At 53.9% G+C, this 25,876-nt stretch carries 24 protein-coding genes; 9 read left to right on the top strand and 15 right to left on the bottom strand.

Features of this window, described 5'->3' with window-relative positions; all coding sequences use genetic code 11:
- Positions 1–226 precede the first annotated feature (226 nt).
- The gene (locus tag J8X26_RS13920) at positions 227–835 is read right to left on the bottom strand and encodes a class I SAM-dependent methyltransferase (protein WP_165057562.1); all 609 of its coding nucleotides are present in this window, start codon (positions 833–835) and stop codon (positions 227–229) included.
- 204 nt (positions 836–1,039) lie between these two features.
- Here J8X26_RS13920 and yqfB point away from each other — a divergent pair, with 204 nt between their 5' ends.
- Positions 1,040–1,348 carry a N(4)-acetylcytidine aminohydrolase gene (gene yqfB / locus J8X26_RS13915; RefSeq protein WP_208951163.1) on the top strand — a complete coding sequence of 103 codons (309 nt, stop codon included), beginning with the start codon at positions 1,040–1,042 and terminating at the stop codon, positions 1,346–1,348.
- A 56-nt stretch (positions 1,349–1,404) separates the two neighbouring features.
- Here the strand turns inward: yqfB and J8X26_RS13910 are convergent, their stop codons facing one another.
- Positions 1,405–2,046, bottom strand: coding sequence for an HD domain-containing protein (locus J8X26_RS13910; RefSeq protein ID WP_152326240.1), 642 nt, complete (start codon positions 2,044–2,046; stop codon positions 1,405–1,407).
- A gap of 115 nt (positions 2,047–2,161) precedes the next feature.
- Here J8X26_RS13910 and J8X26_RS13905 point away from each other — a divergent pair, with 115 nt between their 5' ends.
- Positions 2,162–3,121, top strand: coding sequence for a GlxA family transcriptional regulator (locus J8X26_RS13905; RefSeq protein ID WP_208951153.1), 960 nt, complete (start codon positions 2,162–2,164; stop codon positions 3,119–3,121).
- A 27-nt stretch (positions 3,122–3,148) separates the two neighbouring features.
- Here the strand turns inward: J8X26_RS13905 and J8X26_RS13900 are convergent, their stop codons facing one another.
- A complete protein-coding gene (locus J8X26_RS13900) occupies positions 3,149–3,730 on the bottom strand; it encodes a DNA-3-methyladenine glycosylase I (protein WP_208951152.1) in 582 nt (193 codons plus the stop codon).
- Positions 3,731–3,908: 178 nt separating this feature from the next.
- Here J8X26_RS13900 and tus point away from each other — a divergent pair, with 178 nt between their 5' ends.
- Positions 3,909–4,844, top strand: coding sequence for a DNA replication terminus site-binding protein (gene tus / locus J8X26_RS13895; protein ID WP_152326237.1), 936 nt, complete (start codon positions 3,909–3,911; stop codon positions 4,842–4,844).
- A gap of 84 nt (positions 4,845–4,928) precedes the next feature.
- On the opposite strand, the gene fumC is transcribed toward tus, so the two are convergent.
- Complete coding sequence (gene fumC, locus J8X26_RS13890; RefSeq protein WP_165057555.1) at positions 4,929–6,326, bottom strand: class II fumarate hydratase; 1,398 nt, start codon at positions 6,324–6,326, stop codon at positions 4,929–4,931.
- Between the two features lie 261 nt (positions 6,327–6,587).
- Between fumC and manA the strand changes: the two genes are divergently transcribed.
- The 4 genes from manA (at position 6,588) to fetB (ending at position 11,061) form a co-directional block, all read left to right on the top strand.
- Entirely contained in the window at positions 6,588–7,769 is a 1,182-nt protein-coding gene (manA, locus tag J8X26_RS13885) for a mannose-6-phosphate isomerase (RefSeq protein ID WP_208951151.1), read from the top strand.
- A gap of 144 nt (positions 7,770–7,913) precedes the next feature.
- Positions 7,914–9,437, top strand: a complete 1,524-nt coding sequence (locus tag J8X26_RS13880; RefSeq protein ID WP_208951150.1) for a YdgA family protein — start codon at positions 7,914–7,916, stop codon at positions 9,435–9,437.
- A 192-nt stretch (positions 9,438–9,629) separates the two neighbouring features.
- The gene (gene fetA / locus J8X26_RS13875) at positions 9,630–10,301 is read left to right on the top strand and encodes an iron ABC transporter ATP-binding protein FetA (protein ID WP_208951149.1); all 672 of its coding nucleotides are present in this window, start codon (positions 9,630–9,632) and stop codon (positions 10,299–10,301) included.
- Entirely contained in the window at positions 10,288–11,061 is a 774-nt protein-coding gene (gene fetB, locus J8X26_RS13870) for an iron export ABC transporter permease subunit FetB (RefSeq protein WP_152326232.1), read from the top strand. Before fetA ends, fetB begins: the two co-directional genes overlap by 14 nt.
- A gap of 50 nt (positions 11,062–11,111) precedes the next feature.
- On the opposite strand, the gene J8X26_RS13865 is transcribed toward fetB, so the two are convergent.
- The 5 genes from J8X26_RS13865 to J8X26_RS13845 all read right to left on the bottom strand — a co-directional run bounded on the left by J8X26_RS13865 (position 11,112) and on the right by J8X26_RS13845 (position 16,670).
- Positions 11,112–11,807, bottom strand: coding sequence for a GntR family transcriptional regulator (locus J8X26_RS13865; protein WP_152326231.1), 696 nt, complete (start codon positions 11,805–11,807; stop codon positions 11,112–11,114).
- A gap of 284 nt (positions 11,808–12,091) precedes the next feature.
- Complete coding sequence (locus J8X26_RS13860; protein ID WP_244370561.1) at positions 12,092–12,706, bottom strand: dual specificity protein phosphatase; 615 nt, start codon at positions 12,704–12,706, stop codon at positions 12,092–12,094.
- A 93-nt stretch (positions 12,707–12,799) separates the two neighbouring features.
- Positions 12,800–14,533 carry an iron ABC transporter permease gene (locus tag J8X26_RS13855; RefSeq protein ID WP_208951147.1) on the bottom strand — a complete coding sequence of 578 codons (1,734 nt, stop codon included), beginning with the start codon at positions 14,531–14,533 and terminating at the stop codon, positions 12,800–12,802.
- 19 nt (positions 14,534–14,552) lie between these two features.
- The gene (locus J8X26_RS13850) at positions 14,553–15,554 is read right to left on the bottom strand and encodes an ABC transporter substrate-binding protein (protein WP_193333127.1); all 1,002 of its coding nucleotides are present in this window, start codon (positions 15,552–15,554) and stop codon (positions 14,553–14,555) included.
- Between the two features lie 54 nt (positions 15,555–15,608).
- Positions 15,609–16,670: an ABC transporter ATP-binding protein gene (locus J8X26_RS13845; protein ID WP_208951146.1), complete on the bottom strand. Its 1,062-nt coding sequence runs from the start codon at positions 16,668–16,670 to the stop codon at positions 15,609–15,611.
- Between the two features lie 320 nt (positions 16,671–16,990).
- Between J8X26_RS13845 and J8X26_RS13840 the strand changes: the two genes are divergently transcribed.
- Together J8X26_RS13840 and J8X26_RS13835 are read left to right on the top strand one after the other, a co-directional pair.
- The gene (locus tag J8X26_RS13840; protein WP_255562213.1) at positions 16,991–17,329 is read left to right on the top strand and encodes a type II toxin-antitoxin system RelE/ParE family toxin; all 339 of its coding nucleotides are present in this window, start codon (positions 16,991–16,993) and stop codon (positions 17,327–17,329) included.
- Positions 17,313–17,615 carry a helix-turn-helix transcriptional regulator gene (locus tag J8X26_RS13835; protein WP_208951145.1) on the top strand — a complete coding sequence of 101 codons (303 nt, stop codon included), beginning with the start codon at positions 17,313–17,315 and terminating at the stop codon, positions 17,613–17,615. The genes J8X26_RS13840 and J8X26_RS13835 overlap by 17 nt, the downstream gene beginning before the upstream one ends.
- A gap of 27 nt (positions 17,616–17,642) precedes the next feature.
- On the opposite strand, the gene xdhC is transcribed toward J8X26_RS13835, so the two are convergent.
- The 6 genes from xdhC to J8X26_RS13805 all read right to left on the bottom strand — a co-directional run bounded on the left by xdhC (position 17,643) and on the right by J8X26_RS13805 (position 25,581).
- Positions 17,643–18,431: a xanthine dehydrogenase accessory protein XdhC gene (gene xdhC / locus J8X26_RS13830; RefSeq protein ID WP_208951144.1), complete on the bottom strand. Its 789-nt coding sequence runs from the start codon at positions 18,429–18,431 to the stop codon at positions 17,643–17,645.
- Between the two features lie 11 nt (positions 18,432–18,442).
- Positions 18,443–20,860 (bottom strand): xanthine dehydrogenase molybdopterin binding subunit, encoded by a 2,418-nt coding sequence (xdhB, locus tag J8X26_RS13825; RefSeq protein WP_208951143.1) that lies wholly within the window; start codon positions 20,858–20,860, stop codon positions 18,443–18,445.
- Positions 20,853–22,256, bottom strand: coding sequence for a xanthine dehydrogenase small subunit (xdhA, locus tag J8X26_RS13820; RefSeq protein ID WP_208951142.1), 1,404 nt, complete (start codon positions 22,254–22,256; stop codon positions 20,853–20,855). Before xdhA ends, xdhB begins: the two co-directional genes overlap by 8 nt.
- Positions 22,257–22,267: 11 nt before the next feature.
- Positions 22,268–22,939 carry a TetR family transcriptional regulator C-terminal domain-containing protein gene (locus tag J8X26_RS13815; RefSeq protein WP_165057534.1) on the bottom strand — a complete coding sequence of 224 codons (672 nt, stop codon included), beginning with the start codon at positions 22,937–22,939 and terminating at the stop codon, positions 22,268–22,270.
- Entirely contained in the window at positions 22,936–24,288 is a 1,353-nt protein-coding gene (gene guaD / locus J8X26_RS13810; protein ID WP_208951141.1) for a guanine deaminase, read from the bottom strand. The genes J8X26_RS13815 and guaD overlap by 4 nt, the downstream gene beginning before the upstream one ends.
- Positions 24,289–24,408: 120 nt before the next feature.
- Complete coding sequence (locus J8X26_RS13805; RefSeq protein ID WP_193333141.1) at positions 24,409–25,581, bottom strand: ROK family transcriptional regulator; 1,173 nt, start codon at positions 25,579–25,581, stop codon at positions 24,409–24,411.
- Between the last annotated feature and the right edge of the window lie 295 nt (positions 25,582–25,876).

The following is a 25,876-nucleotide window of genomic DNA, read 5'->3' as shown; positions in this document are numbered from 1 at the left end:
CAAAGCGCTGATGAAGAGTCATGAAAAAGGAACAGTATGGCAGGAGAGACGGTGGATTGATGGCGGGTGCGTTAATGGTATTCTTATTTAACATAATATACATTATACGTACTTTGATTATCTAAGAAACCCAGGATGTCCGGCTTTAGTCCGTCACGTCATTCCGTAAAATCTGCCAGTTCTGCATCCTTTCATTCCGGCAGCTTTCACCAATTCACTGACTATCTCAGCCTTTAAACTGTGCCAGCCAGATGGTATGTCCGGCACATGTCGGGTCTTCGGCAACCATCTTCACTTCCCTGAAACCATGTTCATCAAACAGCGCCCGGTATTCTTCCGGAGCCAGACTTGCGTGATACAGATCTTCCCCTTCAAATGTGCCAATCGCCTCGCCGTTGCCGGGACCGCTGGTGAACATCAATGCTGCATCAGGCTTTGCGTGTTTCTCAAAAATGGCAAACATGGCGCGCTGATCATCGCGCGTCAGATGGAAAAAACTGTCCCAGGCAATCAGCCCGTCGAACTTCTCATTCAGCGATAGCAAACGCATGTCGGCAACTTGCCAGCGTTGTTCCGGGAAACGTTCGCGGCAAATCGAAATCATCGGTTCTGAAGCATCGACGCCAGTCACTGAGAAATGACGTTCTATAAAATATTCGGCGATGGGTTTTCCTGCTCCGCAACCGATGTCCAGAATGCGGCCTTCTGACGGGATCAGAGCCAGAAAATCGTCCAGCCACGCCTTTTCATATCCCTGATCTTTACGCAATTTATCCCAGATATCAGCATGTCGCTGATACAGTGAAATGATGTTTTTCGCCGAAATATCGTCCATTTCCTCTCCATTCTGACCGTCATTTGATCGCGCTACGTGAATTCTGAGTGTCTCACGCGACCTCAGGCGCCTGTCAGCGAAAGATTTGGATTTGTTACCAATTCATCATTTTTTATCATATTTATCAATGTGTTTATTGATTTTATCGGCATGCTTCGTATGATGTGGCGGACAAGACTTTAACGTAGCGCTGAGAGATAACATCTGATGAAAGACATCACTTTTTACGGTCGTTTCGAGGCCGATATTCTGGCCGGGCGCAAAACGATCACGCTCCGTGAAGCCAGCGATGCGGATTTTGTGGCGGGCGATCGTGTTCGCGTAAGTCGTTATGAAGACAACGTTTTCTTCTGCAATATCGAGATTCTCGACGTTACGCCGGTACAGTTTGACGAGCTGAATAACGCCCATGCCGTGCAGGAAAATATGACATTACCTGAGCTGAAACAGGTGATCAGCGAGATTTACCCGGGTCTGAAATCACTGTTTATGATCGCGTTTCGTCTGGTTTGACAGTTTTGTTTGACAGGAAAACGCACCGGAATCTTGCCCGGTGCGCCCTTTTCTCCTTAACCCTGCCAGCGGGATCCGCGGATCACCGAACAGAAATTGCCTCTGATGAAATCGGGTTCTTTGTCGGCAATGACATCCGCTTTTACGTTGCCAAATGTGGTTTGCGGTCTGTTTTTGATGCCATCATAAAATGCCTGAATGATGTCTTCTTTAAATGCCGGTGTCCGCGGATGCGCATCCACAACCGCATTTCGAACATCGTCTTCGTATCCCTGATAATTAATCCCAAGAACGTCCATTTCCACACCCGCTGTCACCAGCGCTATGACCGGATCCATAAATTCAGGGATCCCCGGCGTGGTGTGCAAGGCAATTGCGGTCCAGACTTTATCAATATCCTGCGTGCTGACACCGTGTTGCTGCATAAATTTGCGGGCCGCGTTTGCGCCGTCCACTTCAAAGCGTTTATCGCAGCTACAATTTTCGTGGGTCAGCCCCATGTCGTGGAACATACAGCCGATATACAACAATTCGTGATCGACTTTAAGCTGACGTTGCTGACCGGCAAGCGCCGCCCAGTAATACACGCGGCTGGAATGATGGAACAGTAAATCGGTTTCTGTATCGCGCACCAGTTCGGTGGCTTCGCGCGCCATTTTGCTGTCGGGAATGCGGATGCCCTGAATGTTCAGACTCATAATATTTCTCCGGTTGGGTTGAATGAGTCCAGAATAAGCTTCACTATAAATGTCATCAATCGTCTCAAGGTGACGATTAAGGACATAACCGCATTCTGCGACAGGAAATTCTCTCATGCCCAAACACATCATTATCCTGGCCGTGCCCGGCGTTCAGTTGCTGGATGTTTCCGGCCCGCTGGACGTTTTTGCCGAGGCAAATCAACAACGCGGGCGTGAGGTGTATAAACTCAGCGTGATGGCCGTGGCCGATCCGGTCATTGTTTCGTCTTCCGGCGCCCGGCTTCTGGCCGATCTGACCCTCGACGCCCCGCTACCTGACGCACTGGATACCTTCCTGATAGCCGGTGCGCCGGTACTCGACAACTACCTTTCAGACGAAAAGCTGCATGAAAATATTTGCCGGTGGAGCCATCACGCGCAGCGTTTCGGTTCGGTTTGTAGCGGCGCGATGCTGCTTGCGGCGGCTGGATTAATCAACGGGCGTCGCGTTACCACACACTGGACTGTTGCGGAACGGCTTCATCAGGAATATCCGCAGGTGAGCGTAGAAGCTGACGCTATTTTTATTGCCGATGGCGAACTTCGCACCGCGGCTGGCGTAACGTCCGGGCTGGATTTGGCATTGAATATGGTGGAGGAAGATCTCGGGCGCGAAACAGCTCTCGTCGTTGCCGCGCAGCTGGTGATGTTTTTCAAACGTCCCGGCGGCCAGTTACAATTTAGCCGCCATGGGCAGGCCTCGTTAAGCGGACGTTCTGCTTTGCAGGACGTTCAGCGCTGGGTGCTGAATTCTCTGGATCAGCCGCATAATGTGCAAAGTCTCGCCACACATATGGGGATCAGCGCCCGACACATTACCCGTTTATTTAATCAGGAACTGAATCAGTCACCGGCCGAATGGCTTGAACAGCAGCGTGTATTTTACGCGCGTCAGCTGCTGGAAGCTGGCGAGCTGGCGGTAAAACAAATCGCAGCGGAATGCGGATTTTCCAGCGTCGATATCCTGCGGCGGGCGTTTGTCAGACAACTTTCAGTGACACCGTCACAATATCAAAAGTATCACAGCTCATGATATTTTTTACTTATAATTCAGTAGGTTTCAGGCATCTTCCGCTACCTGAGCACGACGAAAACAGTCGGGATGATGCGTATTGATCAGGCCCGTCGCTTCCATCCAGGCATAGACAATCGTCGGGCCGACGAAGGTAAATCCCCTTTTCTTCAGATCCTTCGAAATCCGTTCTGACAGCGCATCTTTCGTGGGAACCGGGCCAGTGTGCTGAATGGCTTGACCGTCAATTTGCGCCCAAATCCACTCACCAAATTCTTCACCTGATGCCTGCATGGCCAGATATGCACGGGCATTTTTAATCACTGCGGTGATCTTGCTGCGCGAACGAATAATGGTGGCGTCGTTCACCAATCTTTCGATATCTTCTTCAGTAAATTCAGCCACTTTTTGCGGGTCAAAATGGTAAAATGCCTGCCGCAAAGCATCGCGTTTTTTCAGTACGATCCGCCATGATAAGCCCGCCTGGAAACCATCCAGCATCAGCTTTTCCCATAAGGCCCGGCTGTCGCGAACCGGTTTTCCCCATTCGCGATCGTGGTAATCGCGCATCATCGGGTCGTTATCACCCCAGGGGCAACGCGGTAAATCATCAGGAAATTCAGAGTTCATGGCAGGCCTTCTGGCGATGTGATGAATAAGCTTACGATAAAGCCGGGCAGGTTTAAACCGCCCCTTTTCCCCTGCCAAACGGCATTCAAATTCGGGTATTGTTAAAAAAAATGAAGGTCAGGTGTGCACGGTTTTGAATTATGCCATAAACTGTATGTTGTAACTAACTGGAGGGTTTATGGCAGATTATGATTTAATTGCCCGGATGAACGGTTGTTTTAACGAACTGGAACTGGCTTTGCACGACCTGGGGAATTTCCTGAATCAGCTGGAGTTATTGCAGGCCAGAGTATTTGCCTTGCCGGAGATTGCCAAGGGCGAAGAACATAATCCTGCGGACAAAATTCAGGTGACCCCTTTTACCGGTGAAGCCGCGCAGCAGCTGGCGTTACAGCATTTTCAGCGTCTGTTTATCCATCATAATAACGAGAATGTGAGCAGTAAATCCGCCGTCCGTCTGCCCGGCGTGTTGTGTTATGCGGTGGACGAAGCCGAGCATCAGTCCGCCCTGTTGCTGATTGAAGAAGTGAATAAATTAAAAGCCGAGCTGGAGAATATTGTCACCGTTGAATCAGGTCTCGCCCGCGAACAGCGCTTTGAATTTGTTCATACTCATCTACGCGGGCTGATTACGCTGAACGCTTACCGCTCGGTCAATTTTCTGAATGATCCGGATTCCGTGCGGTTTGGCTGGGCGAACAAACATATCATCAAAAACGTCACGCGCGATGAAGTGCTGGCTCAGCTGGAAAAGAGCCTGAATGCAGGCCGCGCTGTTTCGCCGTACACACGCGAGCAGTGGATGGAAAATATTAACCGTGAGATGAACGACGTTAAGCGCCTGCCAGAGCATGCGGCGTTGAAATTTAAACGTCCGGTGAAAGTCCAGCCGATTGCGCGCGTGTGGTACCGCAACAGCCAGAAGCAGGTGCAACATCCCTGCCCGCTGCCGCTGATTGCGCTGTGTCTTCGCACGCCGGTCATGCAGGTGCCAAAACTCGGCGAATTGCAGGATTACGATGCGTCGTCGGTAACACACAAATATAAGCCGAAATCACAGCCGCTCAGCCTGTTGATCAAACGTCTTCATTTATATACCGACTATCCGTTATAAAGCGCCGTTATTGAACGCGGCGCGCACAAAAAAGGTCCGGAAATCCGGACCTCAATTTACTTTCTAACATTTAACCGGAAACGATCAGCGCTTCATGCTGCCCACCATGTCTTCCGGACGCACCCACTCATCAAACTGCTCTTCCGTCAGATAGCCGAGTTTCAGGGCTGAGCCTTTCAGCGTCAGGCCTTCGTGGTGCGCTTTTTTGGCAATTTCTGCCGCTTTGTCGTAACCGATATGCGTATTCAACGCGGTCACCAGCATCAGCGACTCGTTCAGCAATTGCGAAATACGGTCACGGTTTGGCTCGATGCCCACTGCGCAATGCTCGTTAAAGCCACGCAGCCCGTCAGCCAGAAGACGAACGGATTGCAGGAAATTGTGGATCACCAGCGGGCGGAACACGTTCAGCTCGAAGTTACCGGAAGCGCCGCCGATATTCACCGCCACATCATTACCCAACACCTGCGCGCACAGCATGGTCATTGCTTCGCACTGCGTCGGATTCACTTTACCCGGCATAATGGAACTACCCGGTTCGTTTTCAGGGATGGAAATCTCGCCGATGCCGCAACGCGGGCCGGATGACAACCAGCGCACATCGTTGGCAATTTTCATCAGCGACGCGGCCAGACCTTTCAGCGCGCCATGGCCGTGAACCAGCGCATCGCAGGTGGCCAGCGCCTCAAATTTATTCGGTGACGTCACAAACGGTTGACCGGTCAGTTCGGCCAGCGCTTTCGCCACGCGAACGGCATATTCCGGATGCGTATTCAGGCCGGTACCGACCGCAGTGCCGCCCAGCGCCAGTTCGGCGATATGCGGAATGCTGTTTTCGATATGCTTAAGGTTATGTTCCAGCATCGCCACCCAGCCGGAAATCTCCTGGCCCAGCGTGAGCGGCGTAGCATCCTGAAGGTGTGTACGGCCAATTTTGACGATATCGCGAAATGCTTCGGCCTTAGCCTGAAGAGTTTTGTGCAACACGTTCAGCTCAGGGATCAGCTTTTCGCGCAGCTCAGTCACCGCCGCCACATGCATTGCGGTCGGGAAGACATCGTTCGAGCTTTGGCTTTTATTCACGTCATCGTTCGGATGAACTTTGCGCCCTTCGCCGCGCTCGCCGCCGAGGATTTCACTCGCCCGGTTGGCCAGCACTTCGTTCATGTTCATGTTGGTCTGGGTGCCGGAACCGGTCTGCCAGATTGAAAGCGGGAATTCTGTGGTGTGTTTGTCGGCCAGCACTTCGTCTGCCGCCGCAATGATAGCGTTACCCCGTTCGGCGGGTAACAAACCCAGATCGATATTCACACTGGCCGCTGCACGTTTCGTTTGTGCCAGCGCGTGGATCAGAGCCACCGGCATTTTTTCCGAGGAAATACGAAAGTGTTCAAGCGAACGTTGTGTCTGTGCGCCCCAAAGCTTATCTGCCGGAACATCGATAGGCCCCATTGAGTCTTTTTCAATGCGAGTCGCTGCCATTACAGTCTCCTTAGCTTTTTTGCCCGAATGATGAATTCGATTGATAATTGTGGTTTTTTGCAGGTTTTTGAGTGCCGGATGCGGTCCCACGCATTCACGAAGCTATGGGTCGAGTATAGTGTCATATAAGGCAGACGTATAATTCGAATCGATCCTGATTCCGAGTTTTCGCCCTAACCGCACTTTTTGAGGCATCTTAGTTGTAAAGCCCGCTTTGTCATTGTTTACTATGCCCAGAACTTTTCTATTCAGGATGAAGCAATGCAAAAGATGCATAACGGTGTACAAAATTACGCCTGGGGCAGTAAAGACGCACTGACTAAACTCTATGGGATCACCGACCCGCAAGGCCGTCCGATGGCAGAACTGTGGATGGGTGCTCACCCGAAAAGCAGTTCTCAGGTTGTGAATGCCGAAGGCCAGACCCTTTCCCTGCGTGATCAAATCAGCGCTGATCTTGATGGCCAACTGGGTAAAAAAGTCGCCAAACGTTTCGGCGAATTGCCTTTCCTGTTTAAAGTCCTGTGTGCCGACCAGCCGCTTTCCATTCAGGTTCACCCGAGCAAAGGTGCCGCCGAGATTGGTTTTGCGAAAGAAAATGCTGCGGGCATTCCTCTGGACGCCGCAGAGCGTAACTATAAAGATCCGAACCATAAACCTGAGCTGGTTTACGCCCTGACGCCTTTCCAGGCGATGAACGGTTTCCGTGAACTGCGTGACATCGTTTCCCTGCTGCAACCCGTAGCCGGTGCGCATCAGCTGATTGCCAGCTTCCTGAATTATCCCGATGTCGACCATCTGCGTGCCCTTTTTGCCGGCCTGCTGAGTCTGGAAGGTGAAGACAAATCCCGTGCGCTGGACGTGCTGAAATCCGTGCTCCGTGAACAGCATGGCGAACCGTGGGATACCGTGCGCAGTATTTCTGAATTCTATCCGGACGATTCCGGTCTGTTCTCCCCGCTGCTGCTCAACGTGATCACTTTGCAACCGGGCGAAGGCATGTTCCTGTACGCCGAAACGCCGCACGCCTATCTGAAAGGCGTGTCTCTGGAAGTCATGGCGAACTCAGACAACGTGCTGCGCGCTGGTCTGACCCCGAAATACATCGATATCCCTGAGTTGCTGGCCAACCTGAAATTTAACGCCAAACCTGCAAGTGAATTGCTCACCACGCCGGTACAAAAAGGCGCGGAACTCAACTTCCCTATTCCTGTCGAAGATTTTGCCTTCTCGGTTCATGAGATTGCCGCGGAACCACAAACGCTGGAACAGGACAGCGCAGCAATCGTCTTCTGTATCGAAGGCCAAAGTGTGCTGTCAAGACAGGGTGAAACGCTGACGCTGCTGCCGGGCGAATCCTGTTACCTGGCCGCCAGCGAATCACCGGTGACCGTGAGCGGTAACGGCCGCATTGCGCGGGTCTTCAATACCCTGAGCAAGTAAGGTGAGATGAAACGAAGATGAAACAAATTGGGGCTGCGTGCCCCAATTTGATGATTTTTCTGTTGATTCAGCTACACTCAGAAGACTAAGAACGCCGTAAGGCGTTTTTTATTTTCGGGATATTTCATAAGGATAAACAGAGATATGAAGAAGTCGATAGTCGCTGTAAGCGTCATTGTAGTCCTTGGCGCGGCCTGGACAGGCGTCTCGTGGTATACGGGTAAACTTATCGAACAACATCTGGATGAGCAGGTTGCTGCGGCTAACAGCCAGTTGCAAAGCGCTTATCCAAAAGCAGGTCTGAAAGTCAGCTATCAGGATTACCATCGCGGGCTGTTCAGCAGCAACTTGCGTCTTGTTTTGCAACCCGAGGCCGCGGCTGCCGCGGCCGGTACCAGCGTGCTGAAAACCGGTGATGAAATTGCCTTTATCGAAACCATCGATCATGGCCCGTTCCCTGCCGCTCAGCTGAAGAAATTCAATCTGATCCCAAGCATGGCATCCGTGCATTCAGAGCTGCAAAACACCCCGACGCTGAAAGGTCTGTTTGACGTCACCAAAGGCAAATCGCTGATCACCGCGGACACGCGTTTGTCTTACAGCGGCGCCAGCGCTTCAGCGATTGATATCATTCCGGTGACTTACCAGAAAGACGAAAGTCAGCTGCAATTCTCCGGCGGTACAATCGATGTTGATGTTGATAAAGACCTGACTGCGATGAAACTGAAAGCCAGCACAGACAGCGTGGCGCTTACCTCTAAAAATCAGTGGGGCCAGCTTGAGAAAGTCACGCTGGCCGGTTTCAGCATGGACAGCGATACCCATCAGGGTAAATTCCAGGTAGGCGTGGGCGATCAGAATCTGACCGTGAAGCAAATTCTGGTGAACGTGGACGGTAAAGACGCAGGTTCTCTGGATAACTTCAAGCTGGTGAGCAAATTCGCTGAAAACGGCAATAACATCACCGGTCAGCAGGATTACACCATCGACGCTCTGAAAGTGCAGGGTCAGGATTTCGGTTCAGCAAAACTGTCCCTCAGACTGGATAAGCTGGATGGTGCGGCGCTGAAACAGTTTGCAGATAACTACAATCAGCAGTCGCGTGATTTGCTGATGAAACAGGGTGAACTGGATCCTGCGGCTTATCAGCAACAGGCAGCTGATTTACTGCTGGCGAACCTGCCATTACTGCTCAAGGGTAATCCGAGCATCAACATCGCTCCGCTGAGCTGGAAAAACAGCAAAGGCGAGAGCAGCTTTACCCTGCAACTGGATCTGAAAGACCCGGCTGCCACACCGGCACAAACGCAGGATCAAATGCTGTCGCAGCTGGTGAATAAAGTGGATGCCAAACTGACGATTCCTCTGCCAATGGCGACTCAGGTGACCACTCAGGTCGCGCAGCTCGAAGGCTATAACGCTGACGATGCCGCAAAACTGGCTCAGCAACAGGTTCAGGGTCTGGCCGCGATGGGTCAGATGTTCAAACTGACTACCGTGAAAGATGACACCATCACCAGCAGCTTCCATTACGCTGACAATCAGGTTGACCTGAATGGACAGAAAATGACGTTGCAGGAATTCGCCGGTCTGTTGGGTATTCTGGGCGGGCCAGCAGCGCCAGCACCAACGCCTGAACAGGAAGCCCCTGCTGCTCCTGCACAGTAGTCATCACAGATTGCCTTAACGGCTTTCTTGGCGGCTCTTGTCCTCACCGGGCGGGAGCCGTTTTTTTGTGGCATTAGCACAACCACCTGCCGAATATTTTGAAATCGTTTTAGACCTTCCGCGCCAGCCAATATCACCACAAAGAGTGATATCATTCACACTATCAATTAGTTCTCGCAAGGATCTTCTGAAGTGTCTGACCCCGCTGACCTCCTCCGGCTGAACGATGTTTCGTTCACCCTCAATAATATTCCGCTCCTTGAGCCCGTTTCATTAACCCTGAATCCCGGTGAATTTACCCTGCTGACCGGCCCTTCCGGCAGCGGAAAAAGCACGCTGCTGAAAATCATCGCATCATTACAAAACCCGACCGGCGGCAACCTGTATTTTAAAGGCGAAGACATCAGCCGGATTAAGCCTGAAACCTATCGTCAGCGTGTTTCCTACTGCTTCCAGACGCCGTCGCTGTTTGGCGAAACAGTCTACGACAACCTCGCGCTGCCTTACCAGATCCGCAATAAAAAGGTCGATGAAACACAGCTGCGCGCCTGGCTGACCAAAGTAAACCTGGCAGAGGATATGCTGACGAAACGGGTTCAGGAGTTGTCCGGCGGTGAGAAACAGCGCGTCGCCCTGCTGCGTAATTTGCAGTTTATGCCCGATGTGCTGCTGCTCGATGAAATCACCAGTGCGCTGGACGAGGAAAATAAAGTCAATATTAATGACATTATTGCCAGCCTGGTCGCCGAAAAACAGCTGGCCGTGTTGTGGGTCAGCCATGACCTGAACGAAATTTGTCACGCCAAACACGTCATTACCCTGACCCGCCACACGCAAGGAAGTCCGGCTCATGAATCAGCATAATATTACCGATCAGTCACTGGCTCTGGCGTTGATTCTGGTAGTCGTCGCCCTGCTGGTCAGCAAGAAAGAAAAACTCGGGCTGGAAAAAGACATCATCTGGAGCGTGGCGCGCGCCATTGTTCAGCTGGTGGTGGTCGGCTATGTCCTGAAATATATTTTTGATATCAATAACAGCTTGTTAACCGTGCTCATGGTGCTTTTTATCTGCGTCAATGCGGCGCTGAATGCGAAGAAACGCAGCAAGAATATCGATAACGGTTTTGTCATTTCGTTTATCGCCATAACAGTCGGCACGGCGCTGACGTTAACGATTCTGATCCTCAGCGGATCAATTGAATTCCTGCCAATGCAGGTGATCCCCATTTCAGGGATGATTGCAGGGAATGCGATGGTGGCAGTCGGTTTGTGCTACAGCAACCTGAATCAGCGCTTTATCGACAACCAGCAGAAAATCCTCGAAATGCTGAGCCTCGGCGCGCCGACAAAAATGGCCTCCGGAAAGATTATCCGTGACAGCATTCGTGCGGCGATGATCCCGACAATTGATGCCGCAAAAACCGTGGGGATCGTGAGTCTGCCGGGCATGATGTCTGGCCTGATTTTTGCGGGGATCGACCCGGTGAAAGCGATTAAATATCAGATTATGGTGACATTTATGCTGCTGGCGACCGCCAGTTTATCGACAATTATTGCCGGTTATCTGGCGTATCAGCGCTTCTACAATGACCGCGCGCAGTTGCGCTCATTGAAATCTTCATAGCTCTCAAAGCGCCTGCCCGCGGATCCGCGGCGGGCGCACGTGACTTGCGGCTACAGATCCGACAGCACCTGACGAAGATTAATTTCTCCCGACGCTTCATCATCCAGATCCAGAACCCTTTCCAGTTCGTTCAGATGTTCCTGCATCAGCTGCACGGCCAGTGCATTATCTCCCCTTTCCAGCGCCTCAATAATCGCCTGATGCTCATCGCACTGGCACGAAGACACGTCGGCGCGCTGATACAACGCCACAATCAGGGAACTGCGCACCATCAGGTTCGCGAGGATTTCACTCAGCACGCTATTGCCCGAGATTTCCCCGAGGATCAGATGAAACTCGCTCAGCTCACGCACAATCACGCGACGATCTTCGGATTTCGCCGCTTCCCGCTCGCCGTCCAGATGCGTCTGAATACGCTGGCGATGCTGACGGATACAGTCCGGGTTAATCCCTTCCACTATCGCGCGTTCAATCGCACGGCGGGCAATGAACACTTCACGGGCCTCTTTCGCCGTCGGCTGTGACACCATCGCCCCGCGGTTAGGTTCAATGGTGACGATGCGCTGCATAGACAGGCGCTGTAGCGCAACCTGCACATGATTACGGTTAGCGCTGAGAGCCTCAACCAGCTGCGACTCTACCAGGCGTGTGCCGGGACGCAGACGTTGCTGTGCGATAGCCTTCGATAAAACGTCGACAATGCGCTGAACTTCCAGCTGCTTGGCGGTTGTAATTTGATTACTCATGGAATGCTAAATAGCCTCTTTATGGCAGTTTTCGTGCAAACTATCACCGGCCGTAAACTTTCGTCATTAGCAAATGAAGTCTGGCCGTGAATAATGCACAAGTCCGCAACAAAACGGCACGTATTATTCATCATAATTATCATTCCCGCACGCATTCCCTAAATTCTTACATGATCAATACGAATCCGGATTCAGGCTGACGAATCAGCGCAGGCTCCCCGCGATGACAGGGAGTGCGGGTCTTTGAAATAAATCTGTTGCTGGATGTGATGAAACGAGGGGAATTACGGCATGGCTCCTGTCTCTGGTTGCGCAATTTGCCCGAACATAAATTTTACCGGCAATTCCGCAACCTGATGAATAAGCGCCAGCAACGGTTCGCAGGGATGTGCATTATCGAGGCCGCGCAGGGTTCGTAAAAAGGTCAGCGCGGTTTCGGGCGTCGGGAATTTATCCTGCTGGGTGAAATACAAATAAAGCGCCAGCACCGCCACCGAACGGCTGCGCCCGCCACGACAGTGAACCAGCACATTTGCCGCACGGTGTGGCGGATAACTGCGTTTACCGGGGCTGGCCTGTCCCAGTAAACCATCCAGCGCCAGCACGCCTGCAAGCAGGTGATTTACCGTATTGCCCGCCCCGTCAATCAGCCCGATTTGAGTTCGCCGCAGCCAGGTGCCATCCGGCAGCGCCAGATTACCGAGCTGGAGATTAACGGCCATATTGAGCGCCGAAGTAATGTTGTGCTGGTGTAACAGATAAGCATCCTGTGCCGCCGGGCCATTTCCGAGGTATAACCAGCGGTGGCTTTGTCCGGTAACCGGAACGAGTTTAATGAGTAGCGGTCGGCTGTCTTCTTCTTGTTCAGCGTGTTTACGCGTTTGCCGGGGATCAGTCATTATCATCTTCCTGATATCAGTGAGTTCCGAAACGGTAACACATTCGAAAGCCGCAAACTTTTGCCTGTTTAGCACTTTACCGACTTCCTTAATTCATACCCTCCACGGCAGCACACCTTCCGGCAAACGTCGGGCAAACACCGACGCCAGTAACATCAGCATCAGCACCACACCAATCATCAGGCAACCTGTAGCCGCCGCGAGCGTCGAAGAGCCGCCCTCGTCGAGAAACACAATCATCGGGCCAAGCGTTTGAGTGCCGGACGTCACCAGCAGAACCGACACCTGAATTTCATTAAGCGCCGTCAGGACCACCAGAATCGTCCCTGCCATTGCTGAAGGTGCCGCCAGCGGCATCAGGATATCGCGCATCCGCCGCAGGAAACCGGCACCAAAGATTTGTGCGGCCTCATCCAGAGAACGTTCTATCTGCGCAAAGCCCGCCATCGTGGGCCGCAGAACCAGCGCCATAAAGTTGGAAAGATAGGCCGCGAGAATAATCCACACCGTGCCATACAGGCTGACGTGGATCAGCGGCAGGGGTTTAAGGAAAAACAGAATGGCGGCAATGCCCGTGACAATCCCCGGTAACGCATAAGCCAGCTCCGTGGATAACTGTAAAACTCGCACCAGCCGCGTGCGCTGCCAGCTGAGAAAATAAGCCAGAAACAGCGAGACGACGGTCAGGATCACCGCCGTAAGCAGCGTCAGCCCCAGACTGGTGAAAAAGGCCTGGCGGATAGACGGATACCCGAACAGCGCATTGGCATAATTAGTCAGCGTCAGGCTGCTAAACGTCAGCGCCTGCCCGAATCCCTGCGTCAGTGATGTTGTCAGAAGCGCGGAAAGCGGCAACAACAGGGTCAGGATCATCCAGAGCCAGACGATAATCTCTACCAGTAAACGCCATCGCCCGAGTGACTGATGTAAAGATCGTGGCGTACCGGTCACACGCACATCCTGACGCCCGCCCAGCCACCGGCTGATCATCAGACCGCCCAGCGTAATCGTGGCAATCAGCAAAGACAGCACCGCCATATCCGCCAGCGCCGATGTACCAAGGGTATTGAGTTGCTGATAAACCAGCGTGATCAATGTGGGAACGCGCCCCGGAATGCCCAGCATCGCCTGAATACCGAAATTACCCGCCGCCGTAACAAACGACAGCGCCGCACCGGCAAAAATCGCCGGACGTACCAGTGGCAAAATGATCGTAAACAGAACCCGCCACGGTTGCGCCCCGCCTGCCCGCGCAGCTTCAACCAGATCGGCGGGCAAACGACGCAGCCCCGCGCGCACCATCAGAAAAACCAGCGGCGCATTGTGCAAACCCAGTAAAAGAAGGATGCCGCTCATCGAATATAACGGCGAAGGGGAACCCGGCGGCAGGCTCAGTCCGAAGAACTGCAAGACCGGGCTGGACGGCGAAAGCGCCTGAACCCACGCCAGCGCCGTCACCTGCGGCGGGATCATCAGCGGCAGGATGAACGTGAAAACCCATGCCTGCTTGCCGCGTAAATTGGTTAACGCGATAAGCAGCGCCGCCACGGTGCCGAGCAACATCGCCAGCAACGTGGAGACAACGGCAATCGTCAGCGTATTCAGCGTGGCGGTCAGCACCCGTCGTGTTCCCAGCAGATGGCTCAACCGCGAGAAATCCGGGATACCCTGCGGTGCCACCGCCGCCCACACCAGTCGCGCCAGCGGTGCTACAGACAAAATGCCAATCAGCAGCGTCAGCCCCCAGAGAACCGCCTTTTCGCTGCCCGGCCAGTAACGCCTGTGCGCAGCCACCGTGCGGCGCTGAATTTCACTCATCACGCTCATTTGCCTTTCCCTTCAGCCATCAGCCGCCGAAGATTTCTGTGAATTTCGCACGTACCTGCTTATCGTCAGCCACGGCTTTGTCAGAATCGAGCGTCAGCAGTTTGATGGAACCCACCGGCGCAAACCCTTCCGGTGCAGGAACGGTTGCATCAATCGGACGGTTACCCTGTTTTGCCACCAGTTGCTGTCCCTGCGGCGAGAGCATGAAATTCACAAACGCTTTGGCTGCCGGCACGTTATGCGCCCCGGCGAGGATGGCTACCGGCTCTGTCACAAATGACGCGCCTTCTTTCGGATACACCAGATCAATCGGTGAGCCTTGTTTCTTCGCACGAATAATATCGGCATCCGTGATCACACCGTATTTCGCCATGCCGCTGGCAACGGCTTTCAGCGCCGGGCCATTTCCACCTTCCGGCGTAATCCCGTTTGCCGCCAGTTTCTGATAAAACGCCCAGCCAATATCCGGCGTGTTAATGGCCGTGTGCAGGTGATAAAGCGCAGCCCCGGAATACAACGGGCTTGGCACCGCCACCTGACCTTTATTCTGTGCGTCGGTCAGCGCCATCCAGCTGCCGACCGGTTTGGCATTTTTCGTGTTGTAAGCAATGACCGTGGCGATGATTTTTGTGCCGAACCAGGTTTTATCTTTATCGTAAAAATCCGGGCTGATATTACTGACCGGCGCATCAGGATACGCCATCAGCTTGCCGTCTTTTTTCAGGGCACCCAGATTGATGGAATCTGCCACCAGCAGCACATCGGCTTTCACATCTCCGGCCATCATTTCCGTCTGCAACACATTCATCAGCTGCGTGGTGCCGTTACGCGTCCATTCCACCTGAACGTCGGGATATGCCGCTTTAAAGGCATCGACTGTCTGTTGTGCGATTTCCGGTGCCTGAGAAGTATAAATCACCAGTTTGCCCGACGCTGTTTCTGCCGCATTGGCAGAAGTGAACAGCACGGTAGCCAGTGACAGCGTGCAAAAACTCAATCTGATGGTATTAGAAATGTGCATAGCCCTGTCCTTTTGAGAATCAATAGTTTTAAGAATGAGTGAATTGAGAAGGGATCATTGAGGAAGTACCCAGCCGTCTGTGATGATAAAAGTGACGTTGTCACCCAACTGACTCTCTTTTTTAGAATGAATGGATAATCGGAGTTCCGGCGCGGCATATGGCGTGATGTCTGTCTGGCAGTAGCCGCCGCGATAAATCTGCCGGGAAACCCGTGCGGCAATCCCCGCTTCGCCCGGTTCGGCAAAACGTAAATCCGCCGCGTGAACACATGCCCGCGCTTTTGCCACGGAAGGCTGTGAAACCGCCGTACGCAATCTGACACAGGTGCCAAAAATCGCTACCCGCGCATGACCGTTGCCGTCCGGCTGAACATCCGTCACCGGAATGACGCGCCCCTCATCGATAAACGTGGCGACCATTTCATTGGCCGGTTCCCGGTACAAAATCTGTGGCGTGGCAAACTGCATCACGCGCCCTTCGTTCATCACCACCACGCGATCCGCCAGCGACATCGCCTCCTGCTGGTCATGAGTGATATACAGCAGCGTCGCGCCGGTGTGCTGATGAAAACGGCTGAACTCTTCTTCCATCGCCGCCCGCAGGTGTACATCCAGGTTTGCCAGCGGTTCATCGAGCAGCACTACGCCCGGGCGTGTAACCAGACAACGTGCCAGCGCAACACGCTGCCGCTGACCTCCCGATAAATCCGATGGCCGCCGTGTCGCAAATTCGCGTAACCCGACCAGCGTCAGCGCCTCTTGTGTGCGTACGCGCCGTTCATTACGATCCATTCCCACGACTTTCAGGCTGTACGCCACGTTTTCTTCCACCGACATATGCGGCCACAACGCGTAATTCTGAAACACAATTCCCAGCTCACGTTTCTCCGGCTGCACATGCACATCTGGCGATGAAAACAGACGGTCGCCAACGGTGATCGTGCCGCTGTTGACCGGCTCGAACCCCGCCACGGTACGCAGGAGTGTAGTTTTTCCGCAACCCGAGGGGCCCAGCACGGCCACAAACTCCCCCGGCCGGATATGCAGGGAGACATCGTTAAGCACCGGTTGTGTGGCGAAGGATTTACTCAGGTGGGAAATCTGGATGGCAGACATGCGTCGGTGTTTTCCTCAAAGCGGCGATGGCCTGTTCAATGAGAAAACAAATTACTGCGGATTTGTGACTGTTTTATGAACGGGTTGAGAAGGTTTGGTTTGTCTTATGTTTCAGTGATTTATTTCTTGCGAGACATCGCGGAGGAAAAGATCGCCCTTCTGAATTCCCTGCAAATACCCGACAGGATGCGCGGGTGCGATGGCACAACGCGTCGGGTGCGGGAAAGTATGTGAACCCCGTTCCCGTTTAAAAATAATCATAAATGATTACTTCCACTTTGCACAAAACGTAATCATACTCCACCGCAAGGAACGCCATTGTGTACGACGTGACGGTATTACCCGCTGCCATGAAGGAGCTTCGCAAGTTGCCTCCCACGCTGAGTGCCAGCATTGCTGATGCTTTGAAGGAGCTGGAGATCTACGGTGCCGCGTTACAGGATCCGCAGGTCCGGTATGTCGGAAATGGAATACGGGAAGTCCGGGTAACCAGTCTGGAGGGCCTGGGCAGAGCGTTTTATTTTTTTATGCAGGGTCGCCGCATTTATGTCGTGCATATCCTGCATAAGAAAACGGCTAAAACGCCGCTTCAGGATTTAGAACTGGCATTACAACGTATGAAAAATATTAAAAAGGATGAATATGAAAGATTACGATGAAAACAAACTCATTCCCCTCAGCGCAGTTATGGAGGAGATGATGCAGGATCCTGAATTCGCCGCAGCATATGAGGCCACTCAGGTACACAAAAAAATGATCGCCGAACTCAAGGCAGCGCGACTGGCGGAATCCCTGACGCAGGAGGATATCGCGCGGCGCACCGGCATGAAAAAACAAAATATCAGCCGGTTTGAAAACGGTGCCGCATCCCCGACGCTTAATACCGTCAGTCGTTACGCGGTCGCGCTTGGCGGCACTTTTGAATTCAAAAAACTGCACGGCTAGCCTTCAGCGGGTCCGGACAAAAGTCTGTCAGTTAACCGCCTGATTTTGCGCCCCGTACGCCGCGATAAATTCCCCCGCTATCGCCACTGCGATTTCAGCGGGGAGTTTACCCCGCACATCCGGCAGGCCGACCGGGCAACGCATTCTCATCAGTTGCTCGCCGGAAATCCCCTTGCCGGATAAACGATAATCAAAGCGTTTACGCTTCGTCTCAGAACCAATCAGTCCGAAGTAGCGGAAATCACCGCGTTTCAGAATCTTTTCGCTGAGGGCAAAATCCAGCTGATGATCGTGGGTTAAAACCATGAAATAACTGCCCGCGGGCATTTGCGCCACGGTGCCTTCCGGCTCGTCATCCACCACACAGGTAATCTGCGGGTCAACGTGAACAGGAAATTCACTGGCGCGCGCATCCACCCAGGTTATCCGGCACGGTAACGTACTGAGTATGTTCACCAGCGCGCGGCCGACGTGTCCAGCGCCATACACCACCACATGCGGCTGAGGTTGCCCGAGGGGTTCCAGCAAAACGGACGCCATCCCCCCGCAGCATTGACCGAGCCGTGCGCCTAACGAGAAACGCTCTAACCGGCTGGTTTTCGCGCCCTGTTGCAGCATTTCACGGGCAATGGCAGTGACCTGAAACTCCAGATTTCCGCCGCCCAGGGTATAAAACTGGTCACCGGCGGTGATCAGCATTTTACTGCCCGCATCACGCGGCGTTGAACCTTGCTGATCGACCAGCGTCGCCACCACGCAAGGCTCGCCGCGCTGCCGGAGGTCATGTAAACGGGTTATCCAGTCATCGGTACGCATAAAAACCTCCGTTAACCGTTCGCTTTTTCGGTTATTTCGCTGAGGGGTGTTTCACAGCCGTCCCTTGTGACAACGTCACCGTAAAATCTCAGCTGATTAATGCCGTTCAGCACCCTTTCCGGCGTGGCAGGTGCATCGATATGCGGATGAACGCGGTAATCCGCGAGACTGGAAACCGCGTCTTTAATCGCGCACCAGACAGATATTCCGTGCATAAACGGTGGTTCACCCACGGCTTTGGAATGGAAAACCGTGTCTTCCGGGTTCTTTCGGTTTTCCACCAGATGAACGCGCAAATCCTGCGGGATATTACCAATGGCCGGGATTTTGTACGCCGCCGGGCCACTGGTCATCAGCCGCCCTTTGTCGTTCCATACCAGTTCTTCGGTCGTCAGCCAGCCCATGCCCTGAACAAATCCGCCTTCCACCTGGCCGATGTCTATCGCCGGATTCAGCGAATCGCCAACGTCATGCAAAATATCGGCGCGCAGCAGTTTGTATTCGCCGGTCAGCGTATCAACCAGCACCTCGGCGCAGGCCGCACCATACGAGAAATAATAGAAAGGATGCCCGGCGGCCTTGCTGCGGTCATAGAAAATCTTCGGCGTTTTGTAATAGCCGGTGCTGGAAAGCGGCACCTGATTGAGCCAGCACTGGGTGGCGACCTGCTCAAAGCTGAAATACTGGTTTTTGACCCGCACCAGGCCGTTGCTAAACTCCACGTCGCTTTCTGCCGCGTCGTGAACACGCATCAGCATTTCCACCATGCGCGCTTTAATGATTTCGGCTGCATTCTGCGCCGCTTTACCGTTAAGGTCCGCGCCTGAAGAGGCGGCCGTTGGCGAGGTATTCGGCACTTTTCCGGTGTCCGTGGCCGTCATCTGAATGCGGCTGATATCCACCTGAAAAACTTCGGCGACCACCTGTGCCACTTTGGTATTGAGCCCCTGTCCCATTTCCGTGCCACCGTGGTTGAGCTGAATGCTGCCGTCGGTGTAAACCAGCACCAGAGCCCCCGCCTGATTGAGAAAACTGGCGGTAAAGGAGATGCCGAATTTCACCGGCGTCAGCGCCAGTCCCTTTTTAAGATACGGATTGCTTTGATTAAACAGAGTGACAGCGTCACGTCTTGCGGCATATTGCGCGCTTTCTTCCAGCTGGCGGGTCATCTCCTCAAGCAGGTTCTGGCCGACCGGCTGATGATAATGCGTGATGTTGCGGTTTTCCTGGCCGTAGTAATTATTTTTACGCACGGTCAGCGGATCCCTCCCCAGTTCGCGGGCGATGTGATCGACAATATGCTCGATGGCCAGAATTCCCTGTGGCCCGCCAAAACCGCGGTATGCAGTATTAGACGCCATATTGGTTTTACAGCGGTAACCGGTTATTAGGGCGTCGCCGAGGTAATAGGCGTTATCGGAATGGAACATCGCCCGGTCAACAATAGAACCGGAGAGATCCAGCGAATACCCGCAGTTGGCCGCCAGCTTCAGGTCGATACCGTGAATGATGCCGTCATCCGTAAACCCGACGTCGTAGCTGACGTGAAACGGATGTCGTTTGCCGGTGATCAGCATGTCGTCCTGCCGCGCCAGACGCATTTTCGCCGGGCGTCCGGTAAGGTGTGCCGCCAGCGCGGCCAGACAGGCCGTGCCTGCCGCCTGCGTTTCCTTACCTCCAAAACCGCCGCCCATGCGACGCATATCGACCACCACTTTGTGCATCGGTAAATCCAGCACCGAGGCCACCAGTTTCTGGACTTCGGTCGGATGCTGCGTCGAGCTGTAAACCAGCATCGCGCCGTCTTCGCCCGGCATCACCGACGCAATCTGCGTTTCCAGATAAAAATGCTCCTGCCCGCCAATCTCCAGCTCGCCCTGCAGGCGGTGCGGTGCACTGGCCAGCGCCATTCCGGCATCGCCGCGTTTATGCTGATGCGGTTCTTCCACGTAATGCTCAAGTGCCAGAGCCTGTTTGATGGTCAGCACGGCGTCACGGGGCTGATAATCCACTTTCGCCAGCGCAACGGCGGCGCGGGCGGCTTCCGGAGAAGTCGCGGCGACCACCAGCACAATCTGCCCGACGTATTCCACCACGCCCTGCGCCATCAGCGGGTCGCCGTGGGTCAGCGGCGCAATATCAGGATTACCCGGCACATCTTCCGCCGTCATCACCCGCACTACGCCCGGCACGCTGTAACAAGGTCCGGTATCGATATGCAGAATGTCGGCGTGCGCGTGCGGGCTGAGCAGCGGCACCAGATGCAGCTGACGCGGAAACTCCAGCCGGTCATCGGTGTACACCGCTTCTCCGCTAACGTGTTTATCCGCGCTTTCGTGTTTCTGGCTTTTGCCCACGCCGCTTTGAAGTCCGGCACGGAACAACTGTTCCATCTCCTGCCGGGAAAGTGACGGTTTGGATTCAGACATAATGAGTTACCCGCATCAGCGTTTCAGGAGAAGTCAGTTCGATATGGCAGCGGCGCAGCAGGTTTTTGGCGACCTGCATGCGGTATTCGCGGCTGGCGCGGAAATCAGTGATCGGTGTGAAATCCTTCTCCAGCGCCTGACATGCGCGCTCAAGGGTGGCGGTTTGCCACGGTTGCCCGAGCAGTTGCGCTTCACAATGGGTAGCGCGTTTCGCCACTTCCGCCATGCCGCCGAACGCGATGCGTGCATGCACCACCACGCCGTCGCGGACTTCAATCTGTAGCGCGGCGCACACCGCTGAAATGTCGTCCTCGAGCCGTTTCGACACTTTGTATACCCGCAACTGCCGAGCCTCAGACGTCACGCGCGGAATGCGGATTTGCTCAATAAATTCGCCCGGCTGTAACGCCGTTTTGCGATAGCCGAGGAAGAATTCGTCCAGCGGTAATTCGCGTTGTTCCGCGCCGCAACGCAACAGTAATGACGCCCCCAGCGCCAGCAGAACCGGGCCGCCGTCGCCAATCGGTGAGCCGTTGGCGATATTGCCGCCAAATGTGCCCTGATTACGGATTTGCTGCGAAGCAAAGCGTTCAAGCAATTCGCCGAATTCGGGGAATTCATCGTGTAAGACCGGCATACAGTCGCTCAGCGGTGCCGCAGCGCCAATGTGAATAGCCTGACCGGTCAGCGTAATCATTTTGAGTTCAGGAATATGACTCAGTGAAATCAGTTTCGGCAGACGCTGATAGCGCTGGGTCACTTCCAGCGCCAGATCGGTGCCACCGGCCACCAGGCGGGAAACCGGTTCAGCAAGATAACGTGCGGCCAGTTCATCCATGCTCACCGGCTGGTCAGTGGCAGAAATTGCCCTTAGCTTTTCAAGCGTCTGCTGTGCATCAGCATCAAACTGATCGGGCTGCGGCGCATCACAAATGGCTTTCGCCGCATCCATGATCGGACGATAACCGGTGCAGCGGCAGAGATTGCCGGAAAGCGCGTGCTGAGTATGCTCCGCGCTGAAAGCCTGCTGCTGTTTTTCCAGCGCAAACAACGACATCACAAACCCCGGCGTGCAGAAACCGCACTGCGAGGCGTGGTTATCCGCCATCGCTTGCTGCACGTGATGCAGTTCGCCACGATGTTTGAGATCTTCCACGGTGATCAGCTGTTTGCCATGTATCGCAGGCATAAACGTCAGGCAGGCGTTGACCGTGGTGTATTTCAGCCTGTCGCCCTCTTTTTCGGCCAGCACGACGGTGCAGGCGCCGCAGTCACCGGAGGCGCAGCCTTCTTTGGTACCGCAGCGCCCGGCATCGCGGCGCAGATACTGGAGAACCGTGGTATCGTCCGGCAGATTTTCCGTCTGGATCCTGCCGTTCATCAGAAACTGGATCATGATCATATCCTTCAAAAATCACTGGTTTGCTCTCTACCCTGCGAAGGGGGAGGAGCAAAGGCTTTACAGCCATTCAGAATCAGTGTCGTCACTTCACCAATAATGTGCTCGCGCGCCTGTGTATCGCCCCCGAAATTGCCGTACATATGTTTCACCTGCACGGCGAAATCGGCGTAATACTGCGTCAGCGCCCAGATGTGCATGATGAACAGACGCGCATCCAGCGGGCGGATTTTGCCCTCAACAATCCACTGATGGATCAGGTTTTCTTTTCCGACGATGTTCTGTGTCGCCTGCGGCCAGTACTTCTGCAAATAATGGCCACCGCTCAGCACTTCACTGGTGAAAATGCGCGAGAGTTCCGGCTGGTCGAACGAAAAACTCAGCTTGTTGCGGATGTAGCGGCTCAGCACGGCTTCAGGTTCACTGAGCGTCGGGTCGAACTGAATAATGTCGCCCCAGACTTTCAGCACTTTCTGCAAGAGTTCTTCGTATAGCTCCTCTTTTCCGGCGATGTAATAATGCAGCTGGGCTTTTTTGATCCCCGCGCGCTGAGCAATGGCCTGAGTCGTCGCGCCCTGAAAGCCCTTTTCGCTAAATTCTGCAATGGCGGCGGCGTGGATATTCTCCAGTGTTCGTTCACGTGCGACGCGGACTTTGCCGCCAGTTTCATTGTTCATCATGCTGAACGTTCCCCCTGCAAAGCATCGCGCGCATAGACCTGCTCGCCATCGACATACGTGCAGTAAACATTGCGGTCGTCGCCCAGCGTCATCAGCACAAACAGCTTTTCGGCAAGCGTATTGCTGTTGGTCGCACGCAGTTTTTGCAGCGCGCTGACGCCCGGCTCAAGCACCACGAAATCGGCTTCTTTTCCGGCGTCAAAATTGCCGATTTTGTCATCGAGATGCAGCGCCCGCGCGCCGCCCAGCGTGGCGTGGTAAAAAGCTTCGAAAGCCGATAACCGGTAACGTTGCAGCTGGCCGACTTTGTAAGCTTCGAGCAACGTTTGCAGCATGTTGAAAGTGGTGCCTGCGCCAACGTCGGTGCCCATCCCCACGCGGATCTGCTTCTGCCAGGTTTTTTGCAGGTTGAACAAACCGCTGCCGAGAAACAGGTTGGACGTCGGGCAAAACGCAATCGTCGAATCCGTTTCGCTCAGACAGTCCCATTCGCTGTCATCAAGATGCAGGCAATGCGCAAACACGCAGCGCTCGCCGGTCAGACCGTGCTGATGATAAACGTCGAGATAATGCTGATGTTCCGGGTGCATTTCTTTTACCCAGGAGAGTTCCGCCACGTTTTCGCTGAGATGGGTGTGCATATACACGTCCGGGAATTCCTGCTTCAGCAGACGGACTTTTTGCAGCAGTTCAGGCGAGGATGTCGGCGCAAAACGCGGCGTCAGCGCGTAGCTCAGGCGCTGACGGTTATGCCAGCGCGCAATCAGTGCGCGCGTATCGGCTTCACTTTGCTCCGGGGTTTCCAGCAGTGCGTCGGGGGCGTTTTTGTCCATCATCACTTTGCCTGCCACCAGCCGCATGTTGATATCAGACGCTTCTTTGAACAGCGCATCGACGGACTGCGGATGCACGGTACCAAACACCAGCGCCGTGGTGGTGCCGTTGAGTAAAAGCTGGTTGATAAAGAATTTCGACATGCGCTTTGCGTAATCCGCGCAGTGATATTGTTGTTCTGTCGGAAAGGTGTAGCGCGTCAGCCATTCGAGCAGTTGCTCGCCGTACGCGCCGATCATTTCGGTTTGCGGGTAGTGAATATGGGTATCGACAAAACCGGGAACGATCAGTTTGTCGCGGTAATCATCAATTTCCAGCCCGGCGGTTTTTCGCACGCCAGCGAGCTTTGCTTCGCCCTCCAGCCATTCCCCGAGCCAGACGATATGGCCGCCGCTCAGCAGCATCAGGCCGTCTTCGATATAACGTACGCTGGCTTCAAGTTCATCCGGCCCGGTGACCGGCTGGCGGATATCAAAGAAGTTTCCGCGTACCGCGCGGGTGATAACCTGACTCATGGCATAGTCCTTCTGTGCAACATTCTTATTGATGATTAATAACAGAACGTTTGCAAAGCTTATGCCAAATCTGACCAACCGGTCAGACCGTCTGGTTCTTTTTCTGTGCGTCAGCCAAAACTACTTCAGCAACACCTCATATTGCGGATTGAATTCATCAAAGATCGGCAACGCAGCCGCGCCCAGCGCCGGGGTATCGCTGCCGGACATCCCGATGCGGATCCGCGCACTTTGCGCATACCGGCTGCGCACTGAGCTGTAGAGCGGCGTCAGGCGCCTGATCAGCTTCTCCACCAGCGGTTTCGGCATCGTGCCGCCGATAATCACGCTCTGCGCATCAAACACGCATTCCATAATATTGATGGCCTGAAGCGCCGGTTCGACCGCAGTATCCAGCCATTTATCAAACAAGGCCTCATCGACATTCAGCAAATCTTCCGGCATGGCGGACATCGGATCCAGCCCGCAGGCTTCGTACGCAGCTTGCAAAGAAACGTAGCGTTCGAGGCATCCTTTGTTGCCGCAATAGCATTCGCGACCGCCCGGTTGCACCACAATGTGGCCGACCTCGCCCGCATTATGTGCATGACCGGTGTAAATCCGCCCGTCGGTGAAGATCCCCGCGCCGAGGCCGGTGCCGATATAGAGATACACAAACGAGGAAAGCTGCTTGGCAATGCCGTGAAAACGCTCGCCGATGGCCGCCACCGTCGCATCGTTTTCAAGCGTGACCGGCCAGCCGGTAGACGCACTCAACCGCGCTTCAATATCCACATTATCCCAGCCGTGCAGCGTGGTCGGCCCCTGCGAAGAAATGCCCTCAACGCCAAACGGCCCCGGCATCACCACGCCGACGCCCAGCATTTTGCGCCAGTCGATTTTCACCTGTTGGCGCATTTCTTGCAGTATCTGATCAATCAGGGCCAGCGTGGGCTCAGGCTGAGGTTTCTGTATGTGGATCTGGTGGCGAAAACGCACCGAGCCCGTGAGATCCACCAGCACAATCAGCAGCGACTGATGATCAAGATGGATGCCGATGGAATAGGCGCTGTCAGGATTGAGTGTCAGTGGCGTTGCCGGTTGACCACGTCCGCCCGCACGACGCGGCAGATGGGAAGAGAGTATGCCCGCCTGTTCGAGTTCGGTCGCAATATTGGAAACCGTCTGCGGCGTGAGCGACGTCAGCCGGGCAATTTCCGCGCGGGTCAGTTCACCGTTGAGGCGAATGGCTTCGATGACGACCCGGCGATTGTGCGCGCGGGCATGTTCAAGATTGGTACCAGAAGTTGTTATCACGGCCTTGTACCCAAAGGGGAAACCTGTGGGCAGTATGCGGAGAGTGATTACAGCAATCAAATTGATTTTATAAATATCAGAATATGAATATGACGATGCCATCACAGCTTTCAATGTTATTGGTATGTTAATAATAATCGTCAGTCACTATTCAGTTTGCACCGTTTATAGAATTCGTTTTAAGCCTCAGGTAGCAAGTATCAATCCGGCAGGGATGCAGGGGTTGCCGTCATCAACGGTCATCCCATTTTTTTTTAGTCCATTAAAGCAATCAAATTGATTTAATAAACTT

The sequence above is a fragment of the Rahnella sp. ChDrAdgB13 genome, from assembly GCF_017655185.1.
GTDB classification, from domain to species: domain Bacteria; phylum Pseudomonadota; class Gammaproteobacteria; order Enterobacterales; family Enterobacteriaceae; genus Rahnella; species Rahnella contaminans.
Note: the sequence above shows the minus strand (reverse complement) of the source record. Positions and strands in the feature narration are given on the sequence as shown.

What these genes read in the sequence shown, in the direction of transcription:
- J8X26_RS13850 (WP_193333127.1), bottom strand. Translation starts at nt 15,554, where the DNA reads ATGCACATTTCTAATACCATCAGATTGAGTTTTTGCACGCTGTCACTG.
- xdhB (WP_208951143.1), bottom strand. Translation starts at nt 20,860, where the DNA reads ATGTCTGAATCCAAACCGTCACTTTCCCGGCAGGAGATGGAACAGTTG.
- J8X26_RS13905 (WP_208951153.1), top strand. Translation starts at nt 2,162, where the DNA reads ATGCCCAAACACATCATTATCCTGGCCGTGCCCGGCGTTCAGTTGCTG.
- tus (WP_152326237.1), top strand. Translation starts at nt 3,909, where the DNA reads ATGGCAGATTATGATTTAATTGCCCGGATGAACGGTTGTTTTAACGAA.
- J8X26_RS13900 (WP_208951152.1), bottom strand. Translation starts at nt 3,730, where the DNA reads ATGAACTCTGAATTTCCTGATGATTTACCGCGTTGCCCCTGGGGTGAT.
- J8X26_RS13845 (WP_208951146.1), bottom strand. Translation starts at nt 16,670, where the DNA reads ATGTCTGCCATCCAGATTTCCCACCTGAGTAAATCCTTCGCCACACAA.
- J8X26_RS13880 (WP_208951150.1), top strand. Translation starts at nt 7,914, where the DNA reads ATGAAGAAGTCGATAGTCGCTGTAAGCGTCATTGTAGTCCTTGGCGCG.
- fetB (WP_152326232.1), top strand. Translation starts at nt 10,288, where the DNA reads ATGAATCAGCATAATATTACCGATCAGTCACTGGCTCTGGCGTTGATT.
- J8X26_RS13920 (WP_165057562.1), bottom strand. Translation starts at nt 835, where the DNA reads ATGGACGATATTTCGGCGAAAAACATCATTTCACTGTATCAGCGACAT.
- J8X26_RS13860 (WP_244370561.1), bottom strand. Translation starts at nt 12,706, where the DNA reads ATGACTGATCCCCGGCAAACGCGTAAACACGCTGAACAAGAAGAAGAC.
- fumC (WP_165057555.1), bottom strand. Translation starts at nt 6,326, where the DNA reads ATGGCAGCGACTCGCATTGAAAAAGACTCAATGGGGCCTATCGATGTT.
- xdhA (WP_208951142.1), bottom strand. Translation starts at nt 22,256, where the DNA reads ATGATCCAGTTTCTGATGAACGGCAGGATCCAGACGGAAAATCTGCCG.
- manA (WP_208951151.1), top strand. Translation starts at nt 6,588, where the DNA reads ATGCAAAAGATGCATAACGGTGTACAAAATTACGCCTGGGGCAGTAAA.
- J8X26_RS13865 (WP_152326231.1), bottom strand. Translation starts at nt 11,807, where the DNA reads ATGAGTAATCAAATTACAACCGCCAAGCAGCTGGAAGTTCAGCGCATT.
- J8X26_RS13815 (WP_165057534.1), bottom strand. Translation starts at nt 22,939, where the DNA reads ATGATGAACAATGAAACTGGCGGCAAAGTCCGCGTCGCACGTGAACGA.
- guaD (WP_208951141.1), bottom strand. Translation starts at nt 24,288, where the DNA reads ATGAGTCAGGTTATCACCCGCGCGGTACGCGGAAACTTCTTTGATATC.
- J8X26_RS13835 (WP_208951145.1), top strand. Translation starts at nt 17,313, where the DNA reads ATGAAAGATTACGATGAAAACAAACTCATTCCCCTCAGCGCAGTTATG.
- xdhC (WP_208951144.1), bottom strand. Translation starts at nt 18,431, where the DNA reads ATGCGTACCGATGACTGGATAACCCGTTTACATGACCTCCGGCAGCGC.
- J8X26_RS13855 (WP_208951147.1), bottom strand. Translation starts at nt 14,533, where the DNA reads ATGAGCGTGATGAGTGAAATTCAGCGCCGCACGGTGGCTGCGCACAGG.
- J8X26_RS13910 (WP_152326240.1), bottom strand. Translation starts at nt 2,046, where the DNA reads ATGAGTCTGAACATTCAGGGCATCCGCATTCCCGACAGCAAAATGGCG.